This is a genomic window from Ruegeria sp. A4 (genome assembly GCF_056543025.1).
In genome coordinates this window covers 1-26524 of record NZ_JBQGAW010000005.1, presented here as the reverse complement: position 1 = coordinate 26524, position 26524 = coordinate 1, and the positions used below count along the sequence as shown (strand labels likewise).

25 protein-coding genes and 1 pseudogene are annotated in these 26524 nt (G+C 57.3%); 13 read left to right on the top strand and 13 right to left on the bottom strand.

Translation table 11 applies throughout. The annotated features are described in order from the left end of the window. The first annotated feature begins 29 nt into the window (after positions 1–29). The 7 genes from ACR0E2_RS14595 to ACR0E2_RS14565 all read left to right on the top strand — a co-directional run bounded on the left by ACR0E2_RS14595 (position 30) and on the right by ACR0E2_RS14565 (position 7737). On the top strand, positions 30–1280 hold the full coding sequence (locus tag ACR0E2_RS14595; protein WP_480446888.1) for an NAD(P)/FAD-dependent oxidoreductase: 1251 nt from the start codon (positions 30–32) through the stop codon (positions 1278–1280). A 15-nt stretch (positions 1281–1295) separates the two neighbouring features. Then, positions 1296–2399 (top strand): cis-3-hydroxy-L-proline dehydratase, encoded by a 1104-nt coding sequence (locus ACR0E2_RS14590; protein WP_480446887.1) that lies wholly within the window; start codon positions 1296–1298, stop codon positions 2397–2399. Between the two features lie 7 nt (positions 2400–2406). Beyond that, on the top strand, positions 2407–3432 hold the full coding sequence (locus ACR0E2_RS14585; protein ID WP_480446886.1) for a trans-3-hydroxy-L-proline dehydratase: 1026 nt from the start codon (positions 2407–2409) through the stop codon (positions 3430–3432). A gap of 190 nt (positions 3433–3622) precedes the next feature. Next, positions 3623–4303: a GntR family transcriptional regulator gene (locus tag ACR0E2_RS14580; protein WP_480446885.1), complete on the top strand. Its 681-nt coding sequence runs from the start codon at positions 3623–3625 to the stop codon at positions 4301–4303. Between the two features lie 72 nt (positions 4304–4375). After that, complete coding sequence (locus ACR0E2_RS14575) at positions 4376–5890, top strand: aldehyde dehydrogenase (NADP(+)) (protein ID WP_480447017.1); 1515 nt, start codon at positions 4376–4378, stop codon at positions 5888–5890. 84 nt (positions 5891–5974) lie between these two features. Next, positions 5975–6217 carry a malonyl-CoA decarboxylase domain-containing protein gene (locus ACR0E2_RS14570; protein ID WP_480446884.1) on the top strand — a complete coding sequence of 81 codons (243 nt, stop codon included), beginning with the start codon at positions 5975–5977 and terminating at the stop codon, positions 6215–6217. Between the two features lie 5 nt (positions 6218–6222). Next, on the top strand, positions 6223–7737 hold the full coding sequence (locus ACR0E2_RS14565) for a malonate--CoA ligase (RefSeq protein WP_480446883.1): 1515 nt from the start codon (positions 6223–6225) through the stop codon (positions 7735–7737). 88 nt (positions 7738–7825) lie between these two features. Here ACR0E2_RS14565 and katG read toward each other — a convergent pair whose 3' ends face one another. Next, positions 7826–10006: a catalase/peroxidase HPI gene (katG, locus tag ACR0E2_RS14560; protein ID WP_480446882.1), complete on the bottom strand. Its 2181-nt coding sequence runs from the start codon at positions 10004–10006 to the stop codon at positions 7826–7828. A 107-nt stretch (positions 10007–10113) separates the two neighbouring features. On the opposite strand from katG, the gene ACR0E2_RS14555 reads away from it, so the two are divergent. Further along, positions 10114–11046, top strand: coding sequence for a hydrogen peroxide-inducible genes activator (locus ACR0E2_RS14555; RefSeq protein ID WP_171363267.1), 933 nt, complete (start codon positions 10114–10116; stop codon positions 11044–11046). Positions 11047–11097: 51 nt separating this feature from the next. Here the strand turns inward: ACR0E2_RS14555 and ACR0E2_RS14550 are convergent, their stop codons facing one another. Further along, positions 11098–11679 (bottom strand): carboxymuconolactone decarboxylase family protein, encoded by a 582-nt coding sequence (locus tag ACR0E2_RS14550; RefSeq protein ID WP_171118213.1) that lies wholly within the window; start codon positions 11677–11679, stop codon positions 11098–11100. Between the two features lie 153 nt (positions 11680–11832). Here ACR0E2_RS14550 and ACR0E2_RS14545 point away from each other — a divergent pair, with 153 nt between their 5' ends. After that, positions 11833–12936, top strand: a complete 1104-nt coding sequence (locus ACR0E2_RS14545) for a hypothetical protein (protein WP_480446880.1) — start codon at positions 11833–11835, stop codon at positions 12934–12936. A 3-nt stretch (positions 12937–12939) separates the two neighbouring features. On the opposite strand, the gene ACR0E2_RS14540 is transcribed toward ACR0E2_RS14545, so the two are convergent. From ACR0E2_RS14540 to ACR0E2_RS14525, 4 genes are read right to left on the bottom strand one after another with little or no spacing between them, the layout of a single operon-like run. Then, entirely contained in the window at positions 12940–13989 is a 1050-nt protein-coding gene (locus ACR0E2_RS14540; protein WP_480446879.1) for an aromatic ring-hydroxylating dioxygenase subunit alpha, read from the bottom strand. Positions 13990–13994: 5 nt separating this feature from the next. Further along, positions 13995–14330: a carboxymuconolactone decarboxylase family protein gene (locus ACR0E2_RS14535; protein WP_171640753.1), complete on the bottom strand. Its 336-nt coding sequence runs from the start codon at positions 14328–14330 to the stop codon at positions 13995–13997. Positions 14331–14341: 11 nt separating this feature from the next. Next, a complete protein-coding gene (locus ACR0E2_RS14530) occupies positions 14342–15100 on the bottom strand; it encodes an amino acid ABC transporter permease (protein ID WP_480446878.1) in 759 nt (252 codons plus the stop codon). 9 nt (positions 15101–15109) lie between these two features. Continuing rightward, the gene (locus ACR0E2_RS14525; RefSeq protein ID WP_171331557.1) at positions 15110–15850 is read right to left on the bottom strand and encodes an amino acid ABC transporter ATP-binding protein; all 741 of its coding nucleotides are present in this window, start codon (positions 15848–15850) and stop codon (positions 15110–15112) included. Between the two features lie 121 nt (positions 15851–15971). On the opposite strand from ACR0E2_RS14525, the gene ACR0E2_RS14520 reads away from it, so the two are divergent. Next, the gene (locus tag ACR0E2_RS14520) at positions 15972–16742 is read left to right on the top strand and encodes a transporter substrate-binding domain-containing protein (RefSeq protein WP_171229336.1); all 771 of its coding nucleotides are present in this window, start codon (positions 15972–15974) and stop codon (positions 16740–16742) included. Positions 16743–16796: 54 nt separating this feature from the next. Here the strand turns inward: ACR0E2_RS14520 and ACR0E2_RS14515 are convergent, their stop codons facing one another. From ACR0E2_RS14515 to ACR0E2_RS14505, 3 genes are all read right to left on the bottom strand, one after another. Continuing rightward, on the bottom strand, positions 16797–17405 hold the full coding sequence (locus ACR0E2_RS14515) for a helix-turn-helix domain-containing protein (protein ID WP_171229335.1): 609 nt from the start codon (positions 17403–17405) through the stop codon (positions 16797–16799). Between the two features lie 78 nt (positions 17406–17483). Beyond that, positions 17484–18623, bottom strand: a complete 1140-nt coding sequence (locus tag ACR0E2_RS14510) for an aminotransferase class I/II-fold pyridoxal phosphate-dependent enzyme (protein WP_480446877.1) — start codon at positions 18621–18623, stop codon at positions 17484–17486. A 40-nt stretch (positions 18624–18663) separates the two neighbouring features. Then, a complete protein-coding gene (locus ACR0E2_RS14505) occupies positions 18664–19440 on the bottom strand; it encodes a DnaA N-terminal domain-containing protein (protein WP_480446876.1) in 777 nt (258 codons plus the stop codon). A gap of 390 nt (positions 19441–19830) precedes the next feature. On the opposite strand from ACR0E2_RS14505, the gene ACR0E2_RS14500 reads away from it, so the two are divergent. Together ACR0E2_RS14500 and ACR0E2_RS14495 are read left to right on the top strand one after the other, a co-directional pair. Continuing rightward, on the top strand, positions 19831–21138 hold the full coding sequence (locus ACR0E2_RS14500) for an AAA family ATPase (RefSeq protein ID WP_171118234.1): 1308 nt from the start codon (positions 19831–19833) through the stop codon (positions 21136–21138). Next, entirely contained in the window at positions 21135–22244 is a 1110-nt protein-coding gene (locus tag ACR0E2_RS14495) for a ParB/RepB/Spo0J family partition protein (protein WP_480446875.1), read from the top strand. Before ACR0E2_RS14500 ends, ACR0E2_RS14495 begins: the two co-directional genes overlap by 4 nt. An 878-nt stretch (positions 22245–23122) precedes the next feature. Here ACR0E2_RS14495 and ACR0E2_RS14490 read toward each other — a convergent pair. The 3 genes and pseudogenes from ACR0E2_RS14490 to ACR0E2_RS14480 form a co-directional block, all read right to left on the bottom strand. Beyond that, positions 23123–23797: a hypothetical protein gene (locus tag ACR0E2_RS14490; RefSeq protein WP_480446874.1), complete on the bottom strand. Its 675-nt coding sequence runs from the start codon at positions 23795–23797 to the stop codon at positions 23123–23125. 265 nt (positions 23798–24062) lie between these two features. Beyond that, positions 24063–24455 (bottom strand): annotated as a pseudogene (locus tag ACR0E2_RS14485) (integrase core domain-containing protein); the annotation flags it as partial. A gap of 411 nt (positions 24456–24866) precedes the next feature. Further along, on the bottom strand, positions 24867–25211 hold the full coding sequence (locus tag ACR0E2_RS14480; protein WP_480446873.1) for a hypothetical protein: 345 nt from the start codon (positions 25209–25211) through the stop codon (positions 24867–24869). Positions 25212–25632: 421 nt separating this feature from the next. On the opposite strand from ACR0E2_RS14480, the gene ACR0E2_RS14475 reads away from it, so the two are divergent. After that, positions 25633–26136, top strand: coding sequence for a hypothetical protein (locus tag ACR0E2_RS14475; RefSeq protein WP_480446872.1), 504 nt, complete (start codon positions 25633–25635; stop codon positions 26134–26136). A 189-nt stretch (positions 26137–26325) separates the two neighbouring features. On the opposite strand, the gene ACR0E2_RS14470 is transcribed toward ACR0E2_RS14475, so the two are convergent. Next, a partial coding sequence (locus ACR0E2_RS14470; protein WP_480446871.1) for a hypothetical protein occupies positions 26326–26524 on the bottom strand: 199 nt, incomplete at its 5' end.

Below are 26524 nucleotides of genomic sequence, written 5' to 3'. Positions count from 1 at the left end.
ACCGAGCCACAGTTTGAGAAGATCTGGCCATGCTGCAAGACAACCCGACGGATATCGTTGTGATCGGTGCCGGTATCATCGGCATCAGCACCGCACTTGAATTGCAAAAACGCGGCAGGCGCGTGCTGGTGCTGGATCGCGAAGGCGTAGGAGCCGGTGCCTCGAAGGGCAACGCCGGAGCCTTTGCCTTTACCGACATCGTGCCATTGGCCACCCCCGGGATCATGCGCAAGGCTCCGAAATGGCTGTTTGACCCGCTGGGTCCACTTTCAATTCCTCCTTCTTACGCTTTGAACATCGCGCCGTGGATGCTGCGGTTCTGGCGGGCCAGTTGGCAGGATCGCTATGCTGCGGCCTTGTCTGCGCAGGCTGCTTTGATGGATCACAGCCGCGCGGCGCTGGAACGCCAGATCGCGGATGTCGATGGCGAAGCGCTGATGCAACGCGACGGCCAGTTGCAGGTGTTCGAGGGTGAAGGCGAATTCCGCGCCAGTCTGCCCACATGGGACAGGCGCAAGGATCACGGCATCCCCTTTGATCTGCTGGACAGCCCCGACGCGATTGCGGAAATCCAGCCCGGGCTTGACCGACGATTTACCCATGCGGGTTTTACGCCCACCTGGATGAACACGGTCGATCCGGCCAGCTGGACAAGACATTTGGCCACCCGGTTCACCGCCCGTGGCGGTCAGGTTGAAATCGCGACAATCAGCGCGCTCACACCCATGGATGCGGGCGTTCGCCTGACGACTTCGATCGGTGAAATTGATGCAAGACAGGTGATCGTGGCTGCCGGGGCGTGGTCTCATCACTTGGCGAAAACCCTGGGCGATCGCATCCCTCTGGAAACCGAGCGCGGGTACAACACGACCCTGCCCCAAGGGGCCTTTGATCTGCGCACCCATCTGACATTCGGTGGCCACGGATTTGTGGTGACGCGGATCAACGGCGGTGTGCGCATCGGTGGCGCGGTCGAGTTGGGCGGGCTGGAGCTGCCGCCCAATTACAAACGCGCCGACGCGCTTCTGGCAAAGGCCGGGCGCTTCATGCCTGGCCTGAATTTGGAAGGCGGCACGCAATGGATGGGCTTTCGGCCGTCGCTGCCCGACAGTTTGCCGCTGATCGACCGCTCGGCGCGTGCACCACAGGTGTTTTACGCCTTCGGACATGGCCATCTGGGTTTGACGCAATCCGCAGGCACGGCGGAACTGGTCGCGGATCTGGTCACGGACACCAAGCCCGCGCTCGACATGAAGCCTTACGCATCCACACGCTTCTGATCAGGAGAACACCTCATGAAAATCACTGCACTGAACGTATATCAGGTTGATCTGCCGCTGAAGGAAGGCCGCTACAGCTGGTCCAATGGCAACTATGTCGAGGTCTTCGACAGCACCGTTCTCGAGATCATCACGGATGAAGGTCTCAAGGGGTATGCCGAATGCTGCCCGCTGGGATCGGCTTATCTTCCGTCCTTTGCCCTGGGCGTCAGGGCCGGGCTGGCGGAATTGTCGCTACATCTGATCGGGCAGGATCCGCTGAATATCGGCCAGATCAATCGCACCATGGATGCAGCCCTGCGTGGCCACCCCTATGCCAAGGCGCCCGTTGATATCGCCTGCTGGGATCTGCTGGGCAAGGCGACCGGGCAACCCCTCTACACCCTGTTGGGCGGCGACGCGCAACAGGACGTGGTGCTGTATCGCGCGATCAGCCAGGAAGCACCGGACATCATGGCGCAAAAGATCGAAGGTTATGCGGCCGAAGGCTATACGAAGTTTCAACTGAAAGTGGGCGGCGACGCCAATGATGACATCGACCGCATTCACGCCACCCGCGCGGTTCTGAAAAAGACCGACCTGCTGGTGGCGGATGCCAACACGGGCTGGACCCGGCACGAGGCCGCGCGTGTCGTAGGCGCCATCGCGGGCATGGATGTCTATGTGGAACAACCCTGTTTGACCTATGAGGAATGCGTGTCGATCCGCCGGCGCACCGCGCTGCCCTTCGTGATGGATGAGGTCATCGACACGCCCAACACTTTGGTCCGCGGCATCGCCGATGACGCCATGGACGTGATCAATCTGAAAATCTCCAAGGTAGGAGGTCTGACCAAGGCAAAACTGATGCGGGATCTGTGCGTGGCGCACGGTATTCCCATGACCATCGAGGACACATGGGGCGGCGACATCACCACAGCCACCATCGCCCATCTGGCGCGGTCGACACCGTCCGAGTTCACGTTCTCGGCCACCGACTTCAATTCCTATGGTACCGTGGACATCGCCGAAGGTGCGCCAAAGCGTGTCAATGGCCGGATGACCGCAGCAGATCGTCCCGGTCTGGGCGTGACACCGATCTTCGACGCGCTGGGTGCCCCCGTCGCGCAATATAGCTGAGGTAAACATGCGCAGCAGCAAAACCGTACATGTGATCTCGGCCCATGCCGAAGGTGAAGTTGGGGATGTCATCGTGGGGGGTGTCGCCCCACCGCCGGGCGACACTCTCTGGGATCAGCGAAGCTTCATTGCGCGGGACCAGACTCTGCGCAACTTTGTTCTGAACGAACCACGCGGCGGTGTGTTCCGCCATGTCAACCTTCTGGTTCCGCCAAAACACCCCGAGGCGGACGCCGCCTGGATCATCATGGAACCCGAAGACACGCCGCCCATGTCGGGGTCCAACTCGATCTGTGTCTCAACCGTGTTGCTGGATGGCGGGATCATTCCAATGCACGAGCCGGAAACCCATATGGTGCTCGAGGCACCGGGCGGGCTGGTCCGGGTGCGTGCGGAATGCCGCGATGGCAAGGCACAACGCATCTTTGTCCAGAACCTGCCCAGCTTCGCCGACAAGCTGTCCGTCCCGCTCGAGGTATCCGGACTGGGCACGATCACGGTAGACACCGCTTATGGCGGCGACAGTTTCGTGGTCGTCGATGCGCAGGCGCTTGGGTTCGCGATCGTCGACCACGAGGCCCGCGACATAGCCCGGCTGGGGGTAAAGATCACAAACGCCGCCAATGAGCAGCTTGGATTTTCGCATCCCGAGAACCCGGACTGGGATCATATATCGTTCTGCGCCTTTTGCGGCCCGTTGTATGAAACGGAAACCGGTCTGAGCGGCAAGTCCGCCGTGGCGATCCAGCCGGGCAAGGTCGACCGTTCGCCGACGGGCACCGCTGTATCCGCGCGCATGGCGCTGATGGCGGCCAAGGGGGTGATGAAACCCGGCCAGACCTTCGAGGCTGTCTCGATCATCGGATCGCGCTTTACCGGGCGGATCATTGACACAGCGCAGGTCGGTAGCCGCGCGGCGATCGTTCCTGAAATCAGCGGTCGCGGTTGGATCACCGGAATTCATCAGCACATGTTGGATCCTGACGATCCATGGCCCGGTGGCTATCGTCTGTCTGACACCTGGGGTGTTTGATGTCAGCAGGCACGTTTTTCAAAACGGAAAAGTCTGAAGATACGCGGCCTCTTTACGGTTTCATCATCAGATTCAGGCCTTTTTTTTGATCTCGGGCAGGGGTCGAACATGGGTCGAAATCCAAGTTCGACTTGGAAAAGTCGGTGATTGCGGGTAATTGTATCCAAAAAACCGTGGCGGGATATTGGAAATGGCAGGAAAACGCGCGATCACGAAACAAAGCCTACCGGACGTCATCGCAAATGATCTGCGTGAACGTATCCTCAGCGGCGAACTCGCCGAAGGTGAGACGATCCGGCAGGAAGCCCTGGCCGAGGAATATGATGTCTCTCGCATGCCGATCCGCGAGGCTTTGAAACGCCTGAATGCCGAAGGTCTGGTGCAATGGGCCAACAATCGCGGCGGCTCGGTGACCAAGCATTCCCTCGACGAAATCGGTGAAATTTTCGATCTTCGCATCCTGATCGAAGTCGATCTGTTCCGCCGGGCCATCCCGAATATGGGCCCAGGGGAATTTGCGCGTTGCGACGAAATCCTCAATCAGATGGAAGCGTCGTATGATGAAAATGACGTCGGCAAGTGGGGGATATTGAACTATCAGTATCACTCGGCGCTTTATGCGGCGTCACGACGGAAGCTGACCAACGAATTGCTGGACCGCGTCAACCTGCAATCGGATCGCTATGTCAGGATGCACCTGAGCGTGATGAAACAGCGCGAACCCGCAAAAAAGGAACATCGTGATCTGTTGCGGCTGGCCCGGGAAGGCAATGTGGACCAAGCCTGCGAGGTCTTGGCCCAGCATATTCGCCGGACCAAGGAACAGCTTCTGGAAATGATCGCCTCGAAGCGCGGGACAGACGAACCCTAGGGCGGTCTTGCATGTCCTGTCATTTTGGATACATTATCCATTAATCTGGACATCCCGAAACACGAGGCCCAAATGACCTTTACCCCGCATGGCAAGCATCTGATCGCCGGCAACTGGCTTGCCGGTGACGATTTCTTTGCATCACAACCCGCACATGGGCCATCGCATGACTTTTCGAAAGGTCGCATTTCAGACGTCGACGCCGCGGCGCAGGCCGCGGAAGAGGCGTTTTGGAGTTATGGCTATTCCACTCGGGAAGAACGCGCCGCCTTTCTGAACGCCATTGCCGACGAGATCGAAGCGCGCGCCGATGCAATCACCGAGATTGGCACTCAGGAAACCGGCCTGCCCGAGGCTCGGCTGCAAGGTGAGCGGGGCCGCACGTCGGGGCAGCTGAGGCTGTTTTCAACGCATATCCTCGGCGGCGATTATCTGGACCGGCGCCACGACAGCGCGCTGCCGGACCGTTCCCCCCTGCCCCGGCCCGATCTGAAAATGATCCAGCGCCCGATCGGCCCGGTCGCGGTGTTCGGCGCATCAAATTTCCCGCTGGCATTTTCCACCGCCGGGGGGGACACCGCCGCCGCATTGGCTGCCGGCTGCCCGGTTGTCGTCAAAGGCCACGGCGCCCATCCGGGCACCGGCGAGATCATCGCCGAAGCCATCCTTGCAGCCATCCGCCGTTGCAACATTCATCCCGGCGTTTTCAGCCTGATCCAGGACGGCGGACCGGCTGTGGGTTCTGCCTTGGTGCAGCACCCTCTGATCAAGGCGGTCGGCTTCACCGGATCGCTTGCGGGCGGTCGCGCCCTGTTCGACCTGTGCGCCGCGCGCCCCGAACCGATTCCGTTTTTTGGCGAGCTTGGATCGGTAAACCCCATGTTCATTCTGGATGCGGCACTGGCAAACCGGGGTGAAGACATCGCCAAAGGCTGGGCCGGCTCGCTGACGATGGGCGCTGGTCAGTTCTGCACCAACCCGGGCGTCGTCGTGATGCCGGCAGGCGAAGCAACGGACCGTTTCGCCGAGATCACACAGGCCGCATTGACCGAAGTTCCGGCGCAGACCATGCTGACCGACGGCATCGCCAAAGCCTATCGCAACGGTCAGGCCCGTGTTGCTGAAACCGCTGGTGTTCACGAGGTTCTGGCTTCGACATGCGATCAGCGCAATGCGCCCCCTTTCCTTTACCGAACAAGCGCCGCAACCTGGCTGGCCAACACATCCCTCGCGGAAGAGGTATTCGGCCCGCTGGGTATCATCGTGACTGCCGAGACACCCGACGAAATGCACGACGTCGCGCGCGGATTGCACGGGCAGCTGACTTGCACCCTGCATATGGACGAGGCCGACATGGGCATGGCGCGGTCCCTGCTGCCGATCCTTGAACGCAAAGCCGGGCGCGTGTTGGCCAATGGCTTCCCCACGGGGGTCGAGGTCTGTGACAGCATGGTCCATGGCGGCCCCTACCCGGCTTCGACCAATTTCGGTGCCACATCCGTGGGCACATTGGCGATCCGACGTTTCTTGCGTCCTGTCTGCTATCAGAATCTGCCGGATGCATTGCTGCCGGAACACTTCTCATAGGGAAATCAGTCGACACCCGCCGATACTCTGAAAGCACGACGCGCAGCGGGGTGTTGGCGGTTGCAACTGCGCAGTATCAGGGGAATGAGGCACACGCCCCTGGATTCAATTGCACAGTTTCATTTGGGTAACAGTGCTTTTGTTCATTCGGTTCAGGCCAACGCAATCCCGGCCCGATCCGTTGGCACTTTGGTGAACTACCTGTATGAAATGACCCGTGTTGCCCAGTACCACAACCAATTCGCCACGACCCATGAGATGATCGCCCCATTCGAGATCAATTTCCTCGCTGCATCCACCTCTCTTTTCATATCTCAAGAAAGGTAAACCTGATGGCTAACCCTCTGTATGACGGCCTGTTCGGCATCCACGCCGGCAAAGGCACACCTTTTTTGCAGCTACTGGACGGGACAACGATCTCTCACCAGGATTTCCTGGGCAAAGCGGCGCAGATTGCGCATGTGGCCACGCATCTGGGCCTGAACCCCGGTGACCGCGTTGCGGCGCAGGTTGAAAAAACCCCCGAGGCGCTGGCGCTTTATGCTGCCTGCGCCCAGGCCGGTCTGGTGTTCCTGCCGCTGAACACCGCCTACACGGTCGATGAATTGACCTATTTCATCGAAAACAGCGGGGCCTCGCTGATTATCTGCGACACCGAAAGAGAAGGAAAACTCACCCCTGTCGGCGCGCAGCTGGGCGCCCGGGTAGAGACGCTGAACGCGGATGGCACCGGGTCTCTGACAGATTTGGCCGCGACCATGCCGACACGTTTCGAAACTGTCGCCCGCGATGGCGAGGATCTGGCAGCGTTCCTTTACACGTCGGGAACCACAGGCCGGTCCAAGGGCGCCATGCTGACCCAGAACAATCTGCTGTCGAACGCACGGACACTGGTCAAGGAATGGCGCTTCACCTCGCAGGATGTGCTGCTGCATGCCCTGCCGATCTTTCACACGCACGGGCTGTTCGTCGCGACCAATATCATGCTGGCCGCAGGTGGATGCATGATCTGGCTGCCCAAATTCGATCTGGACCAGATCATCGACAAATTGCCCTGTGCCACGTCGATGATGGGCGTCCCAACCTTCTATACGCGCCTGTTGGACGACCCGCGTTTTACCAGGGAACTGGCCGCCCATATGCGCCTGTTCGTTTCCGGATCGGCACCGCTGCGGGCGGAAACCCATGTGCAGTTCGAAGAACGAACGGGTCATCGCATCCTTGAACGTTATGGCATGACTGAAACCAACATGAACACGTCAAACCCATATGACGGCGAGCGGCGCGCCGGAACGGTCGGGCACCCGCTGCCCGGGGTCGAACTGAAGATCTGTGATTCAGACGGCAATACCCTGCCTGCGGGCGAGATCGGCATAATTGAAGTGCGCGGGCCCAACGTCTTCAAAGGGTATTGGCAGATGCCTGAAAAAACCGCTGCCGAACTGCGTGACAACGGCTTTTTCATCACCGGTGATCTGGGCCGCATCGACGAGGTTGGGTACGTCCATATCGTTGGCCGCAACAAGGATCTGATCATTTCGGGCGGCTACAACATCTACCCAAAAGAGATCGAGATTGTTCTCGATGATCAACCCGGTGTTCTGGAAAGCGCCGTGATCGGCGTGCCACATCCCGATTTCGGAGAAACGGTAGTTGGCGTCATCGTGGCAGAGCCCGGCCAGACCCCTGATCCGGAGGCGATTACGGGCGCAGTCCGCGAAGGTCTGGCCCGGTTCAAGCATCCGCGCAAGCTGATCGTTCTGGATGAACTGCCCCGCAACACGATGGGCAAGGTTCAAAAGAACATTCTGCGTGACCGATACAAAGATCTCTTCATGACTGTGTGAGCGAGTCTCGGCACAGCGCGGATCAGCGCATGCAGCCCCCTGAAAAGAATATCAGGCGAGGATGTCCCCGCCTGATTTACTATATGTTTCAGGCAACCAGATCGAACCGGTCGTTGTTCATGATCTTGGTCCATGCCGCCACAAAGTCGCGCACGAACTTCTCGGCATTGTCGTCCTGAGCGTAGACCTCAGCATAGCTGCGCAGGATCGAGTTCGATCCGAAGACCAGATCAGCGCTGGTTGCGGTGAACTTGACCTCACCCGAGGCGCGGTCGCGCAGTTCATAGGTGCCTCCGTCAACCGGATGCCAGCTCAGCGACATATCCGTCAGGTTGACGAAAAAGTCGGTTGTCAGCTGGCCCACCCGGTCGGTGAAGACGCCATGTGGCGATCCGCCATGGTTGGCACCCAACACACGCAGACCACCGACCAGAACGGTCATCTCGGCCGCGGTCAGACCCAGCAGTTGCGCGCGATCCAGCATCATCGCCTCTGGCGAGACCGCGTATTCCTTCAGCTGCCAGTTGCGGAACCCGTCCGCCAGCGGCTCAAGTACCGAGAAGCTGTCCACGTCGGTCTGCTCGATCGACGCGTCGCCGCGACCGGCCGAGAACGGAACCGCCACGTCAAAGCCTGCGGCCTTGATCGCCTGCTCCAGCCCGACATTGCCCGCCAGAACGATCACGTCGGCAATCGAGGCACCGGTTTCCGCCGCGATCGGCTCCAGCACACCCAGCACTTTCGCCAGACGTTCGGGTTCGTTGCCTGCCCAGTCCTTTTGCGGCGCCAGTCGGATGCGCGCCCCATTTGCGCCGCCACGCTTGTCCGAACCGCGGAAGGTTCGGGCACTGTCCCAGGCAGTGGTGATCATCTCGGCGATGGTCAGGCCGCTGTCTGCGATCTTGGCCTTTACGGCATTTGTGTCGTAATCTGTCGAACCGGCCGGGATCGGATCCTGCCAGATCAGGTCTTCCGACGGCACGTCCGGGCCATAATAGTTGACGCGCGGACCCATGTCGCGGTGAGTCAACTTGAACCAGGCACGTGCAAATGTATCGGCAAAATAGTCCGGATCCGCCATGAATTTCTGACAGATCGCGTTATAGGTCGGGTCGACCTTCATCGCCATATCCGCATCAGTCATCATCGGCATGCGACGAACAGAGGGGTCGGTCGGGTCGACCGGCTTTTCGTCTTCGGGCATATCGACGGGCTGCCACTGATGGGCACCTGCGGGTGATTTGCCCAGTTCCCACTCGTAGCCGAACAGATAGTCGAAATAGCCCATGTCAAATTTCAACGGCTCTTTCGTCCACGCCCCTTCGATCCCCGAGGTAAAGGCGTTGGCCGCTTTACCGTTCTGATCAGGGTTTTCCCATCCCAGACCCTGGCTGGACACCGGGCAGGCTTCGGGTTCGGCGCCGATATTGTCGCCGGGCATCGCACCATGGGCTTTGCCGACGGTATGGCCCCCGCAGGTCAATGCCGCGGTCTCTTCGTCATTCATCGCCATACGCGCAAAGGTTTCACGGATATGCATCGCGGTTTTGGCCGGATCCGGATTGCCGTTCACGCCTTCGGGGTTCACATAGATCAGTCCCATATGCACCGCACCCAGAGGGTTTTCCAGCGTGCCGGGGGTTTCCAGATCGCCATAGCGGTTCTCGGACGGGGCCAGCCACTGGTTTTCAGAACCCCAGTAAACATCTTTCTCGGGGCCCCAGATGTCTTCGCGACCAAAGCCGAAACCAAAGGTCTTCAATCCCATGGATTCATACGCCACCGTGCCCGACAGAACGATCAGATCGGCCCAGGACAGCGCGTTGCCGTATTTCTTTTTCACCGGCCACAGCAGACGGCGGGCTTTGTCCAGGCTTGCATTGTCCGGCCATGAATTCAGCGGCGCGAACCGGATGTTGCCCGAACCGGCGCCACCTCGACCATCCCCCAGACGGTAAGATCCGGCCGAGTGCCACGCCAGACGGATCATCAGCCCACCATAGTGACCCCAGTCTGCCGGCCACCAGTCCTGACTGTCGGTCAGCAGCGCCTCGACATCGGCACGAACCGCCTTGAAGTCCAGGCCCTTGACCGCTTCTCGGTGATTGTAATCCGCATCCATCGGGTTGGTGCGCGTGTCGTGCTGGCTCAGAATGTCCAGGTTCAGCGCATCCGGCCACCACTTGGTGACGGAATTACCCGTTCCAGTATTGCCGCCATGCATGACAGGGCAGCCGCCGGATTGGTGATTGTGGGGGGTACCGTCCATTGTAAATCTCCTGAGTATTTACCTAGGGGTTCAGATATCTTGACTCGTACCCCACGGCTTCGATAATTGGAAATTTGTAATTACTATCGTTGTGATTAATTTTTCATATGAAAGCACTCACCCTCAAACACCTGCGCTATTTCGAGGCGCTCGCCACGCACGGCCACTTTGGCAAGGCCGCCGCGGCCAGTGCGATATCGCAGCCTGCGCTTTCCATACAAATCAAAGAGCTGGAGGCAATTATGGGTGGGCCGCTGGTCGAACGCGCGGCCCGGCAAACCCGCCTGACTGCACTTGGCGAAGACGTGCTGAAACATGGCCGCGAAATCCTGACCCGGGTCGAGGATTTGGGGAAATTGGTGCAATCTCCCTCGGGCCCCTTGTCCGGCCGCATCAGAATCGGGGTCATTCCCACGGTCGCACCCTATCTGCTGCCCTCGATCATCAAAGCTCTGTCGCAGCGTTTCCCACAACTGACCATCGAACCCAAGGAAACGATAACCAAGACGTTGATCGGTGAAATACTGGATTCGAAACTGGATTTCGGTGTCGTTGCCCTGCCCGTCTCGGAACCCAACCTCCGAGAGTTCTCGCTGTTCAACGAAGATTTTCTGCTGGTTCGCCCGGCGCAGGATGCCAACCTGCCGATGCCAAGTTCCTCGCAGCTGAGAACCATGCGCCTGCTGTTGCTGGAAGAGGGGCATTGCTTCAGGGATCAGGCCCTGTCCTTCTGTTCGATCCGCAACATCGAACCGCAGCACATCATGGAGGGCAGTTCGCTTTCCACACTGGTTCAGATGGTCGGCGCCGGCATCGGTGTGACCCTGATACCGGAAATGGCGGTCGGGCTGGAAACCCGATCCGCGGATGTGTCCATTGCCCGGTTTCAGGACACGCCGCCGACACGGACGATTGGTCTGATCTGGCGAAAGACCAACCCGCTCAGCGAAAACCTGTTGAAGATCGGCGCGATCATCCGCAAAACAGCCGAGGAAAACACGTGGGGCGTGAAACCGTCACAGCCCGCAACAACAGGCTGACCCGCCCGAAACGATGTTCCTCGGCACGGGGTCCAGACCCGGCGCAACCCGTCAGTCGTCACCCTTGTAATAGCCGATCACATCATTCTCGGTCGTTGCACCCAACCCGTTCAGCAACCGATTTGAATAATTGAAATAGGCGCAGACCTGATTGACCTCCAGGATCTCGCCATCCTCACAGCCAGCAATCTTGAGCGCTTCGAAGTCGGACTTGACCATTTTGCCAACATCCGTCGTCAGCTTGGCGGCATAGCGCAGCAGCGCCAGTTCCTTGCCCTCGAATTCATCCTCGGGCCGATGCGCCTTGAGCGCGACGAAAATCCGGTCACTGCGCGGCTGATCCTTAAGCAGGTTGCGCACGTTCATGAAGTGATGGGTCAGTGAATAGGTGCAATCGTTCAGGATCGAAGTATAGCTGGCGACAACTTCGAGGAACCAGAATGGCAACTGGTTGTCATCGGAATGCAGGACCGAACGGTACAGCGTCACATGCCCGTTCATCGTTTCGGGCCGCAATGAATGCACACGCATGACCGTATCCACGGTGCCATGAGGGGTGCGGGCCTTGTCCAGCAGCTCTTTCAGGCGGCCCTCGGCCTTGTCGTCCGAGATCATCTCGATCCAAGCGCTCATTGCTGTGTCTCCTGTCTTGTTCGGGCTCAGCTTATGTACAAAGCCCACAGGCATGTCAGTTAATTTTTTTCTTAAGGTGAAATTTTTTCTGGATCACGGAAACGTGAAAGATGTAAAATACCAGCGCGGGGAATTTGTTGAGGATCAACGCGAATGCACAGTCCAGATCTTATGGCAGGTGCCGAAAACCTGTTGTTCAGATGCGGCGGCCTGACGGCGGGCGACCAGTTGCTTGTGGTCTGCGAAGATGCGGCCAACGGGTATTACGATGCCGAGATCACCGAGGCTATCTTGGACTGCGCGCGACAGAACCGGATCAAGACCGCAGTTCGAACCCTCGCATTCGATCCCATGGGTTCATCGCTGCCAGCGGATCTGAAAACGGTGATGGAAGCGGCGGATCGCACCTTGTTTCTGTCCCGCTCCGGCGATCAGATTCGTTTCGACGCAGGAATGAGGGACGTTCGGCCCATCATGTCATATGCGCTGGACGCCGGAATGCTGGCCTCGGGTTTCGGGCGCGCCAACTACACCGGGTTCGTTGAATTGAAAAACGCGGTTAACCGGCTGCTGGCCAATGCCGGGCATATCCACGTAACCTGCCCATTGGGCACCGACTTCGCCGGCCCCGGCGCCGCCTTCCCCCCAGCAGGTGCCGCGGATGTCAGCGTGGCGCGTTTTCCGATGTCGGTCTTTGCCCCGGTTCCCGCGCAGGGGTTTTCCGGCGTGCTGGTTCAGGACGGGTTTCTGGTCGGCACCGGTTCGAAATTCTACGAACCATACGGCTGTGACCTGCGCGAACCGCTGACCATACGGTTCGAAAACAACCGCCTGACCGGCTTTGACGGCCATCCCATGGATGTGCATTGCGCGCAGATGCATTACGAAAAAGTCGGAAAGATGTTCGACCTTGATCCCCTGACCATGCATTCCTGGCACGCAGGCATCCACCCGGGCTGCGCCTACACGACCCCGGCGCGAAGCAATTTTGAACGTTGGAGCGGGTCGGCCTTTGGCAATCCACGCCTGCTGCACTTTCACACATGTGGGCATTATGCGCCGGGTGAGATTTCGCTGAACGTGCTGGACCCGACGATCCGCGTGGATGGTGTTTCGATCTGGGATGCCGGTGTTCTCCGGGCCGATCTGTTGCCCGGTGGGGCTGAAATTCTCGACCGGTATCCCTGCATCAAAGCGGTTTTCGACGCCCCGGCCCGACACGTGGGCCAGGGCGCGAACGGGCGCTTGTCGGCCTGATGATCAGCCGGCCTGCTGCGCGATCAGCTTTGCAACCCGTGCGCGGAACCGCATCGCGCCCGCGTCCAGCCCGAGGTTGATATAGCCGGTCTTGCGCCGCGCCATGCCGGTTTGAACGTGTTCCAGAACCTCTTTGTCCTCGTTGAAAGCCATGACCGCGCCTTCGAACATGCGCTGCGACATGGCTGTGTCATCCGCGTGCATGTTGCGGTGCTGGAACCAGAAATACCGCGATGTTTCCGCATCGACCGGTGTGATGAAGTTGTACGAAATATTGACAAAGGCATTGGGCGACATCGGCCGATCCGCCCCGCCTTCTCCGGCCGGAGTGTAAACGGACATGTTGATCGCAGTGGACGGCAGACGGCATTCGTAATGCTGCTTGCGGTCGCAGCTTGGCCCGAACGGCAGTATCGGCGCATAGTAGGGCGGCGCGGGTTCATCCGCGATCCAGCGCGAAACAATGACGCCGGTTTCGGTTTCTTCAAGATCCAGCGGGCGGTTGTCGGTTCCTGCCCCGGCAAACGAGGTCAGATGCACCCAGGCCACATGGCTTGGATCCAGCAGGTTGTCGATAATGTAAAGGTAATGGCACGCCATCTCCATCGCACCGGTCCGGGTCTTGCCCCAGGACGGGTTGTCGAAATTGGGGATGTCGATGATATCGTCTGTGCTGGCTTTGTCCGGGTCCCCCATCCACAGCCAAAGAAACCCCCAGCGGTCTTCGGCCGGGTACGCATGCACGGCGGCGCGGCGCGGAGGATTGTCCAACTGTGTCGGGGCGCTGACACATTCACCGCCGCAGCCGAATGTCAGACCGTGATAGCCGCAAACCACATGATCCCCTTCGATGGTGCCCCGAGACAGCGGCAGCTTTCTATGCGGGCAAGCATCTTCCAACGCGATCGCTTTGCCCGCTGTGTCACGATAGATCACGATCTCATCGCCCAGCATTCGCACGGCACTCAGGCTGCGGCCAAAATCCTCGGACCGTCCGGCGACGTACCAGCTGTTGCGAATAAACCCCTCTGCTCCGGCCAGATCAGGACGCATGTTTCTTACTCCGAAAACTCGTCAAAAGCCCTGAGCGCCTTGGCGCTGTAGGCATAGGACGGCCCGCCGCCCATATAGGTGGCCATGGCCAACGCCTCGCACATCTGAGCGCGGGTGGCGCCCAGCCGAACCAGCGCACGCACGTGGAATCCGATGCAACTGTCGCAGCGGGTCGCGATCGCAATGCCGAGCGCCATGAACTCTTTGGTTTTCTCGCTCAGCGCCCCGTCAGTCTTGGCCGCCTTGCCCATGATGCCAAAGCCGCGCACGGTTTCAGGCACTTCTTTCGAGAGGGTTCCGATATTGGCCTCGGTCTCGGCCATGAAATCTTTCCAGTTCATTTCTTCACTCCTTATCCGCGCTCGTCCGCGCCCATGCGACGCTCCAGCCAGCGCACCCCGGCTGAGATGATCAAAACCAGGATCAGGTATTCGAAAATCAGCAGGGTGTAGATTTCCAGCGGGCGGTATTCCGTCACCACCAGTTCATTCGCCCGGCGGGTCAGTTCCTGCATCCCGATGACGCTGGCAAAGGCGCTCATCTTGACGATGTAGATGAACTGGTTTGCCAAAGGCGGCAGAATGCGCCGGATCGCCTGCGGCAGGATCACATAGCGCATGGTCTGCACATAGTTCAGCCCGATGGTCTGCGCTGCCTCGCGCTGTCCACGCGCAATGGATTGAATGCCTGCGCGATAGATCTCGGCCGTAAAGGCGCTGTCTGAAATCGCCAACGTTATGATCGCCCCCCAGAAGGGATCGATGGGGATGTTCAGACCCATCGACTGAAACATGATGGGCAAGCCGTAAAACACCCAGAACAGCATCGGCAACAGGGGAATGGCGCGGATGAACTCCACGTAAACCCGGTTCACAACCCGCCAACCACGTTTTTCGGACAATCCCGGCAGGGCGACCAGCAATCCGATGACGATCGACAGAACGGCGGCGATCAGGGAAATCTGGATCGTCGCGCCCATCCCCGAGATCAGGAATTTCACATTGGTCCAACCCGAGGCCGTCGTCGGATCGATAACGTACCAGCCCCAGGTCTGCGACGACGAACAGCCTGCCAGAAGAAGCAGAGGCAAAATGAGAAGAAGTTTTTTCATCGGCCCCTCTCAGTGTTGCAGGATCTGGGACAGGAATTTGCGACACCGATCGGACTGAGGATTGGTGAAGAAATGTTCGGGCTTGCCTTCTTCGACGATTTCACCGGCATCCATGAAGATCATCTTGTCGGCAACCTTTCGGGCAAACCCCATCTCATGCGTGACAACCACCATGGTCATCCCCTCATTGGCCAACTCGACCATCACGTCCAACACTTCCGAGATCATCTCGGGGTCCAGTGCCGAGGTCGGCTCGTCAAACAGCAGCACACGCGGCTCCATGCACAGCGACCGGGCGATGGCGACGCGTTGCTGCTGACCACCCGACAACTGAATGGGCTTTTTGTCGGCCTGATCTGGAATATGCACCCGGTCCAGATAGTGGCGCGCTTTTTCCTCTGCCTCTTTGCGGCCGAGACCGCGCGCTTTGATCGGGCCCAAAGTCAGGTTTTCCAATACGGTCAGATGCGGGAACAGGTTGAACTGCTGGAACACCATTCCAACCTCGGACCGGATCCTGGCCACGGATTTCTCGTCATCCGTCAACTCGATCCCATCTACGCGGATGGTGCCTTTCTGATGTTTTTCCAACTGGTTGATACATCGCACAACGGTGGATTTTCCTGACCCGGAAGGCCCGCAAATCACCACCTTTTCGCCGCTGTTGACCGTCAGATTGATGTCCTTGAGAACGTGAAACGTGTCGAACCACTTGTTCACGCCCACAAGTTCGATTGCGGCGTCTGGCATAAGATGAACTGCCCCTGTTTTAGTCCCAGTATAATATTTTCTTGAGGTTATCTTTCCCTTTGGGCTTAAATCAATGAAGAATACGGCCACAAGGTCGAAACGCCACCAACGGGAGAAACCGATGAACACTTTTTGGAAAGCTGCGGCCGCCGCTGCGCTTGGACTTGTCTTGTCAGGCGCTGCGCAGGCGCAATCTGCACTGAACGAGGTGCTGGATTCCGGCGTGCTCAAGGTGGGCACCACGGGCGATTGGAATCCCATGTCGCTCCGCGACCCTGCAACCAACAGCTACAAAGGGTACGACATCGACATCATGAACGAGCTGGCCGCCGATCTGGGGGTCGAGGTCGAATATGTCCCCACCGACTGGAAAACACTGGTCAACGGTGTGGTGGCAGGCAAGTATCACCTGACCGGATCCGCATCGATTTCGCCGCCACGCATGAAGGTCGCAGGTTTTTCCGACAGCTATATTTCGGTGGAACTCTTCCCCTATACGACCAAGGACAAGGCCGACAAGTTTGACGGTTATGAATCGATCAACCAGCCCGGAGTAAAAGTCGCGACTACCCTGGGCACAACATTCGAAAAGCGCGTCCGCGAATGGTTCCCGAACGCAGATATCAAGGTGGTCGAGGCTCCGGCCCGCGGTTTTCAGGAAGTAATCGCAGGACGCGCGGATGTCTTCATTACTTCGAACATCGAAGGTTCGACCCTCGAGGCGAAATTTCCGGTGGTACGCGTGAAGAATGCAGGCCCGCGTTCGCCGTCACCCATCGCGATGATCCTGCCACAGGCCGATCAGGTGTGGATCAACTATGTAAACAACTGGATCGAAGTCAAAAAGGCGCAAGGGTTCTTCGAGGAAAATCGCAAGAAATGGGGTCTCTGACTCTTCTCGGATCACCTTGATTCCCTAACGCCCGGCTTGGTCGCCGGGCGTTTTTCAATTGTCGCCCGACACGGCCTTGGCAACCACGGTGACAAAGCTGACCGTGTCAGTTTTCAACTCCAACGGCCCATGAGTGGCGTTTGAATCAAAACTTAAACTGTCGCCCGGCCGCATGTGATAGGCGGCTTCACCGCAGCCATAGACCATCTCGCCGGCGGTGACGTGGATGAATTCGACACCCTGATGTTGGTAAAGAGGGCGTTCGTCCAACGGGCCTTCCAATGTAACGCTGAAACTCTCGAAACTGACATGTTTCGCTTCCGCCCGACCGATCAGCTTGTAACTGTGCCCGAAACCGGTGCCCAACCGTTGTACGGTCACGCCTTCGCCCGCAGCCACAAATGACACATCCGTGCGTTCGACCGTGCCGGCGAAGAAGTTGATCAACGGAACGCCGATTCCACCGGCCAGGGCCTCAAGCGTCGCCAGTGAGGCTGACACCTGACCGCGCTCGATCTTGGAAATCATCGCCGTGGACACGCCGGACCGCTGAGACAATTCGGCCAGAGTCAACCCGGCCAGCGCGCGATGCGTTTTCACCGCGGACCCGACTAGGTGATCCAGCGGCGGTTTTTCGACGGAAAGCACAGGTGAATCTTCCATTTGCGAAGCCTATCGACACGTATGAAAAAGGCAAAAGAAATGTCACCGAACCTTTCGCACAAATTCGGCGGCAAACTCTCAGCTTCCGTTCAGGATGTCTCCTGTAAGATCATTCAACTTGGCCAACCCGTCCCGCAGATGATCTTCTGGCAGGGCTGAGCTGAACCGAAAATGGTTCTCGACCCCGAACCGCGACCCTGGAATGACCAGCACGTCTTTTTCGCGCAACAGGCGCATGCTGAACGCCTCGGATGCGATCGGTAGATTGAACCGCACGAACGACATGGCCGACGCCTGAGGTGGTACAACTGAAAACACCCCCTGATGCCGCGCCAGTTCTTCCGTGAGAACGTCAAACCCCGTGCGGATCAGACGGCGCGCGCGGGCCTTCAACTTGGACCGTGCAGGTTCGGCAAGCGCCTTGTCCGCCAGTTCCATCGACAACATGGATGCCGCGATCGAGGCATATTCGTGCCGCCGCCAGCAGTGCTGAATGATGTCTTCGGGCCCAACCAGCCATCCCAGCCTCAGCCCCGGAAGCCCATAGGCCTTGGACATGGAGTTCACCACAAGAACCCTGTCCGCACTTCCCCAGAACGAAGGCGTTTCGGTGTCACCTTCCCGCTCGGTTCCGGCATAAACCTCGTCTGAAACGATCCAGGCGCCAACGCGCTCGGCGGCCGTTACGATACGGGCGCGATCCGCTTCGGTCAGAATACGGCCCGTTGGATTGTTCGGGTTCACCACATGGATGATGCGGGTTCTGTCATCGACCGCCCGCTCCAGCGCTTCCGCGTCTATGCCCCACCCTGCGGATTCGATCAGATCGACCCAACGCACTTCGTTGCCCAGATTGGCGGCATTTCCTGAAATCTGTTCATAGGTCGGTCGGAAACACACAACATTGTCGCCGGGCTCCAACAAGGTGTTGGCCACAAGCGTGTTCGCTTCGGTTGCTCCGACCGTGACCATTACCCCATCTGCCGAGGCCCCCGGATACAAGCCTGCGATGGTGTCGCGCAGGGTTTGCTTTCCATTGACTTGCGGATAGTCGATCATCGTTGTCAGCAGAGAGTCGAGATCAATCCCGGCCAGCTCTACCAATCCCTGCAACGACATTGGATGAACGCCGCTTTCCGAGAAATTGAAGACCACCCCGTGTTCCGTTTCGGACAGAAACTGTTCGACCCGAAATGGTTGAAAATTTCGGTTGATCATGATGCATCCTTTGCTCGGCCGTTCTGCGCACCTGACAGCCTCAATCGGCTGCGTTTACATGAACCGTTCTGATACTGGGATCGACGCGGCTGTAGGCGGCCAGCAATCGTGCCGTCCATTTCTGTGCAATGTAATCCGCCATGAACCGCGAGGGTGCAACCAGAATGACGCGCCCCCCTGCCCTTTCCGACTCGGACAGATGCTGGAACCAACTCGCCCACAGCTCGGGATCGCGGCCGTGAAGGATTGATTGCACCTGCGACCAGACATCCTCGGGCTTGGCTTCGGGGGTGTTGATTTCAGGCCCCGGGGGTTTTGCCGCGAAAGGCACGACATTTGTAACGGGTTCGGAATCCTCGCTCATCCGGGCCTGGAAATCGGAACCTATGATCGGCCAGACCTCCTGCGTATCGATCATGATCTGTTTGAGGTCGATTTCATAGACCGCGACCCGGCCCCGTGCAGCAGGCCGTTTGACCGTTACCCAACCTAATGCGCGAAATTTGGCCATTTCGCGCTTTACGGTCCTTTCGTTCACTGACCAAAGGCGCGAAATTTCTTCGCGTCCAATCGATAATTCGTTGTTTCGCCAGTTATATCGCGTCGTAATCAATGCGATGATACGCAGAACGCTGCGTTGCCGATGCTTGTCGCCTGACAACGCATATATGGTGAGCGCAGAAAGTATATCGTATTTCAAGGCCGCCGCATTTCGCCCGACCGGTTTAGCCAGCTGCATACCCGTTCTCACCGCTCTGTCTGCCTCAGACGGGTGTGTCCCGCCGATCTCGCGCTGTTTGCCAACGCTTTTCGTCATCTTGGCCTAATTAGCGTCCAAAGCTTCGATTCTGTCAAGAAGAGTCTGAAACAGGTCAGAAAATTGCGCCAATCCAGATCAAAAAATAAAAAAAATCTGGTGAAGTATTGGTGAAGGGGGACGTTCAGGATGACCCCTTATCGGCTTGTTATGTCCCCCTATATATCGCAGATCCAGGAAGAATGCCCCCCTAAATACGGTTGAGGGCGCGTTGCGAATCGTCACCCTTCATCTTCTGCGCTGCCGAATCGGCGATGGCCTTGCAGGGCCTTGTTTTCTTACCCGTGGGTAAGATTTGAGTTTCATCATATTTTCTTTTGCGTAAAGCGCAAATCGGGCGTAAATAAGAAACGAACAGAAATTTACGTTCCAAACAAAGAGACATGAGGCATGTACACGCACGAAGACCTGAATGCATTGCGCAATCAATCTCTCAAACTTCAGGGGTGGATTCGTCAGCAGACCTTTAGCCCCGAGATGGAGAAGACACTCCGCCGGTTTTCGAGCTGGGAGGTGTCCGAGCTGATCTTCCGGGTCAACCAGTCAACCTTTCGCGGAAAGCTGGCCGCTGATCCGTCTCTGCCCGGAGGCGAGGTTGAGCCCGAGGGGCGGCAGCGCTGGTTCAGCCTGGAGGAGGTGAATGAGTTGCGGCGGCGGCTCAAGGTGAATCGTAAATCCCTCATGCCACCGCGTCCCGAGGGCAAGCGGGCCATTCGCGCGGCTGTGGCGAACTTCAAGGGCGGGGCGGGCAAGTCAACGGTGGCGTTGCATCTTGCGCATGCTGCCGCGCTTGATGGGTACCGTGTTCTTGTCGTTGACTTCGACCCGCAGGCCACGCTGAGCCATTCAATGGGCCTGACTGATGTCGCCGAGGATTACACTGTTTGGGGGATCATGGCGCGTGACCTGATCCGCGAGACCGAGCGCATGAACAACCGGCCCGCCGCGGCCGAGTCCGGCACCGCCCTGCCCCGCCGGGAACTGCCCCCGGCGATCACCGATATGGGGCTTGGAGATCTGCGGATCAGCGATTTCATCAGACGGACGTCATGGTCCACCATCGATGCGATCCCGTCCTGCGCGAACGCGGCCTTCGTCGAATTTGCCTCGGCACAGTATCGCCACCTGAACCCTGAATGGTCTTTCTTTGCCGCAGTGTCCCGGTATCTGGATCAAATCCCTGACGACGCCTATGACCTGATCCTGTTCGATTGCCCGCCGGCCATTGGGTATCAGTCCATGAACGCGGTGTTCGCGGCGGACATGTTGTACATTCCGTCTGGCCCCGGGTACTGGGAATATGACTCGACCACGTCTTTTATCGGTCAGCTGGCAGAAGCTTTGGAGGACCTGGCCTACGGGTTCGACAAAACCTTACCCACGGGTAAGATCGGTCTTCCCAAAACCTTCTGCGAACTGCGGTTCCTGCTTACAAGGTACGAGCCCGGAAACGCGTTGCATCTGGCGATGTTCGACGCGTTCCAGAAAGTCTTCGGAGACCACGTCGCCCAGCACCCTGTTGAAATGACCCGCGCGGTCGAGCAATCCGGCCGCTTTCTGAGCTCGGTGTACGAAATGGATTATCGCGAAATGACCCGCGAAACCTGGCGTCGGGCCCGTTCGACGTTCGACAATGTTTACGAGGAATTCCGAGGTGTGATGCTGTCTGCCTGGGACAAGCTGGAGGATGACGCATGAGCCGCAAGCGCAGAATGTTTGATATCGACCTGCCCGCAATGGATGACATTCCTGTCGGCAAGGTTCCGGACAAGGTTCTTGAAAAGCGGCGGGGCCCGATGGCTGCGGCCATTTCGGAAAATGCCGATGCGCTGCGCGACCAGCAATCGACGGAAGAAACCATTCGCGCAGAAAACGATCGTCTTGCGCATGAACTCGTGCGCCTGCGGTCCGAAGGTCTGGTGACCGAACGCGTAGCATTGGCTGACATTCTGTTTGAAAAGCTGACGCGGGATCGCAAACCAGGGCCGGATCCGGAACTGGACGAGCTAAAAGCGTCAATTCAGGAAATCGGATTGTCCAACCCCATTCGACTTGAGCGTCGCTCAGACGGACGATTTGAACTGATCCAGGGGATGCGGCGCCTGTCTGCCTATCGGGCCTTGTATGAGGAAACGGGCGATGAGTCTTATGCCAGAATTCCAGCGGGTATTTCAGAGGCGGGCGATCTCGACAGCAGCTACCGGCGCATGGTTGATGAGAACCTGATCCGCAAGGATATCTCGTTTGCGGAAATGGGGGCTCTGGCGCGCGCGTATGCCGAAGACCCGGCAAATGATTGCCCGGATGTAGACAAGGCGGTTTCCACTCTGTTCAAATCCGCCAGTTACACAAAGCGGAGTTACATTAGGTCATTTGCCAGTTTGCTGATGATGTTGGACAAGGTTCTGAAACATCCGAACGACATTCCGCGCAACGTAGGCGTAGAGCTGAAGCGCAAGCTGGATGCAACGCCCGGTTTGGTGCGCCAGGTGAGTGCCGCGGTCATGAGCGAGCCGGACCGTGACGGAGCGCGTGAGGTTGCTATCCTCAGGTCATTTCTGGGCGCGCCGGAAACAAGCGTGGCGAAGAAGACTCCGGTTGAAAGCGCCGATAAACCACGACGTGCAAAGACCACGTTTCAGGTGTCAGGACGGGCAGGGATCGCCAAGTGCTCGGCATCCAGTGGTCGAATTGAGTTGAGATATGATTTGGACTTTACGCGTGTTGATCGCAGCAAACTTGAGGCGGCAATAGCTGCTTTCATCGATGCTCTTCCCGAAGAAGACGATCTTACCCACGGGTAAGGTTTGGTTTGAAGGCCCGAGAAAAGGCGCCGGTTGAATCCGGCGCCTTTGTCTTGTCGCTAATGCCTGGGCGTTCTCAGCAAGGGAATACTGCCCATAATTTTTTTGCCTTGAAATCGTGTCCCTTGATCGATGCCGCCGCAGCTTGAGACGGGGCTTGTGGCTTCGATCATTGACGTTGGTTCAGGAACGGTCAGTTTCACGGAGTGTTGTCGGGGCCTAAAACCACGGGGTCTTGTTCGGGTTCGCACGTTTAGATCACGGAAGGGCGCCCGATACCTGCTCGAGATTTCGGCATGCAACATGTGACACGGGAATAAGGTGATATGACGGCTACTCACTGAACACAATCTCGGCTAGAGCAGTTCCAAATGATAAGAAAAATTATCGGATATGATAGAAGCTTGGGGTTGTACGAAAAGTAGCGATCAAAACGGTCAGTTTTTGCGCGTAAGGCGGGTGGGGGGTTTGCAAGATGAAAGATTTGAAGCTGGGTCGAACCCTTCGCCGGGTTCTGACCAAGCGAAAACTTTGCAACGGAACCCCGACGAAGCGTCACGCCGCGATGTATGGCGAAACAGTGGATATGTTCGTGTTTGGATTAGTTAGAGGAGCGCAGTAAGCCCTGCGTCACGATCCCAGTAAGGAGGCCCTTTCCCCAAATGGTCGGCAAAGTAGTCGACAAAGGCCCGTACTTTCGATGGTACATGCCTACGCTCTGGAAACGCGGCGTACAGCGCCTGTTCGGGCATCATGAAGTTGGGGGCATTGCCAACTTGTCTGCAGGTTGTGAACGGGCTACGACAGGAACGAGGTTCCACTCTAATGCAGGAGATATGGTAACTCTCACCCGAGGTTACCGTATCGCCTTCTGGATTTTATGTTTCCGGGCAGGCCCAGATCAGATCATCGTCTGGACGGTAGACAACTGCACCCTTGGTAAGCGTCTTGTCCTCATCGAGTGGAGTGACCTCGTAAGGTGTTCCACGATCAGCGCTAAAGTACGTCTTGTCTTTATAGGTCAATCGCTCGATATGCGCGCGAGCCTTGAGATTGCCGCCCGCCATGCACTCTTTCGCAAAGACCGTATCAGCCACGCGGAAAACAATCATTTGAACGTCGTACGCTGTGAACGGTGAGAGCTTGCCTTGAGTATACATTCCGACCGCCGTGTAGGATCCCAGAATGTCATGATAAGGGTTATCGCAGGGCCATTCCTTACTGGAGGTGCGCGTCAAAAGAGTGTTTCTTCCGACCCTCAGGAAGTTCTCATTCTCAACTGCAGCCGCTCCCAACCCTGGCGCGTGAAGTTGTTTGACGCCGTTTTCAAGGAAGATCTCGGCCCTTCCCGAAGTTGATGTCGGCTCATACCCTTCTTTGAGGATACAACCTTCTGCAACCACTGCACCATCCTGAACAAAGACGCGCATATGGATCGGCTTCCCAACCATGCGCCATTCACCCATGAACGGTGCATAATCTTTGGTGACTTGCGCTGCCAAAGCTACAGGAAGGATAAACAGGGATGCCACAAACGCGGTGACTGTCTTCATAGTTCAAAACTCTCCTTTTTGTTGACGGCAAGCTGCAAACAACAACTCACCTTTGCAAGCCTAAAGTGCTAATTTATAATGGTTTCTCATCGTAGTGTTGCGTGGCTTTCTCTAAAATCATTTTGATAGACTTCCGTCCGGCTAAGGGCACAGTGGGTTGGGCATTTTGGTGCTTTTATCGAATACCGGACTGTCCGTCGTCAGAGTTTTCCGGACAGCGCAAGCAGTTTGGTAACGGAGGCTCTGGTTCGATTTCTGTCTGAGTTTAGGCGGCGGCGGCTTGATGCTGCAACCGGCGTTTTCGGATTGTCTTTTTCTTGATCTTCTCTCTCATCTTCAGGATCTTTGCCCCGCGACCGTGGTAGACATCGGCAGGGGTCAGGTTCTCCAGACTCTCGTGTTAGCGATGGTTGTCATAGGGGTCGACGAAGGCGCCGATCTGACGTTCCAGGTCGCTTGGCAGGAAGTAGTTTTCCAGCAGCACGCGGTTCTTCACTGTTTGGTGCCAGTGCTCGATCTTGCCCTGGGTCTACGGGTGATGTGGCGCACCGCGCACATGATCCATGCCTTTGCCTTCGAGATAGTCAGCCAGCTCGGCGGCGACAAAGGAAGAGCCGTAATCGCTGAGCAGCCTCGGCTTGTGCACCACGGTCGCTTCTCAAATACTTTTGAAATCAAATGAGAATCTGCTTACTAGACGGCATCAAGGATACCGCCTCTAGAAGGGGGCTTCATCTGTATTTTCATCCCCGACTGACACGCCTGAGTTTTCAGTATGGTCGACAATAAACCGTGCGCGTTCGTTAAGTACGTCAAATGCTATGATTTCGGGTTGGCGCAGGTTTCGGCGAAAGCCTTCAAAAGCCTGGTAGCGCGGTGCGTTTAAGTAAGAATTGCGTCGCCACCGTGAGTTTCTCTCTGTTTCAGCCCAACGCCACCAAACTGGGTCAATCTGACTCACCCTTACATGTACGGGTTGACCACCTGGATTCTGTTACAGTTACTGTTGATCGGGGCAGGGGGCACCTGATCCCCCTTTTGGTCCCCTTTATTTCAATCGCGATCTTAATTATGCTTCTTCGCCGGTATCGCAGATCACTTTCCGCAGGTTCTTGATGGCCTGAGCCGGAACGTCTTCAGGGTCGAGGAACCCATCGGATACAAGCCATCTTGAGTATTTTGGCTGTTCGCAATCGACATACAAGACACCGAAGAACTCACCGAGTTTGCCTTCGCCACGGATGTAAACTTCGCGGTCAAGTTGCTCTTCGAATGCTTTGTCTTCAGGAGTCGCTCGCCACTCTTGTGAGTACGGCGGCGGAAGATCATGCGTGTCAGAGTATAAATGGATGGTCTCAGCCACGCTTGCTGATGCGACCATTCCGAAAGTTACTGAGAGGACTATTTTTTTCATTGTGTTCTAGTCGCCTGTATTACACTTGGTGGAGCCAATTTCATTAGGAATATTGCGTCGTCAAGGCAATCAGAATGACACCAGAACAACGCGTCATCCACACTAATATCCTCCGACACCTGAGCAGCAATGACTATTCGGGTGCCAGGAAGCATGAGTGTGGTAGCGAGGTCTCACGAGCTTGTACCGCGGCAAATTTCGCGGATTTGTTGATGTTCACTGTTTGCAGTGAGCTGGACCACAGGTCGCCGGCAGAAGTAGCGCTGTGAACCAGGTGGGGTGTTCTTGCTGAACCGGACCCGGCCGTGGGAGTGAGTTCGGATCACCTCGATGGCCGGGAGACAGCTCACTTTTGAGTTGAAGAACCCAACCCAGCCTTTATTAAAAGCAGAACAATTTGTGGTTTCAAGTAAGGCAAAAAATGAAAAAATTTCTCGCTTCCACTGGTGTGATGGCATTGCTTGCGTCGAGTGCAACAGCAATGGATGCTGACAGAGAGGCTATTGTAAACGAGCAAGTGGACAGATTTGTTAATGCTGTCGGTTGCGTGGGTTCAGAAGCCGAAAAAACGTTGATTGCGGATCTTGGCACAGACGATTTTGATATTAGCACATATATCGCATTTCCTGTTGCGGACGTAGGCTGTGCAGGTGGAACAGGAACAGCCGCTTTCACTCCGGTCGTTGTGCGTGTTCCTGAATATCGGCCTTTTGCAGCCTATGTCGACATGTGGGCTACGACCGAAATTGACATCGTCGGTATGCCGTCACGGGGATTGACATCAGTAGAAGCGCTCTCGCCCACCCGACTTCATATCGTCGGGAAAGACTTAGCTGAGGATGATTCAAACTGTTGCCCGTCGAAATTGGTTGACCGCGTTTACCGTTGGGAGCGGGGTGGGTTTTGGCTGCCCGAAATTGATTGAATAGCTTCCAGGGTCAGCCGACATTCGTGCCCGGCTGACCTGACTTCTTCCACCCATTCAATAAACTGCTTTTCCGTCTTTATGCCGGTCGGAGAAGAGCCCATGGCAACCAAGTTAATGATTGCCATGGGCTTGTTGTGGAACGACTGCCTCATCGAGACCAATTTAGGTGTCCGAAGGGCGGTCCTCTTAACCAGATTTACCTAGCCGTTCCACCGGCGTAGGGCGGATGTTTTTCTCTTTGTCGCCACCGCCGCCACTACCGCCGCCAACCTGGGGAAGCGGAATACTAGGCGTGGTTCTGTCGCAAATTTCTTTGAGAGTTGTATAGACGAAACTGGTGAGCCGTTTATCCCGCAAGCTGGATAAACTGCTGAAACGGACGGAT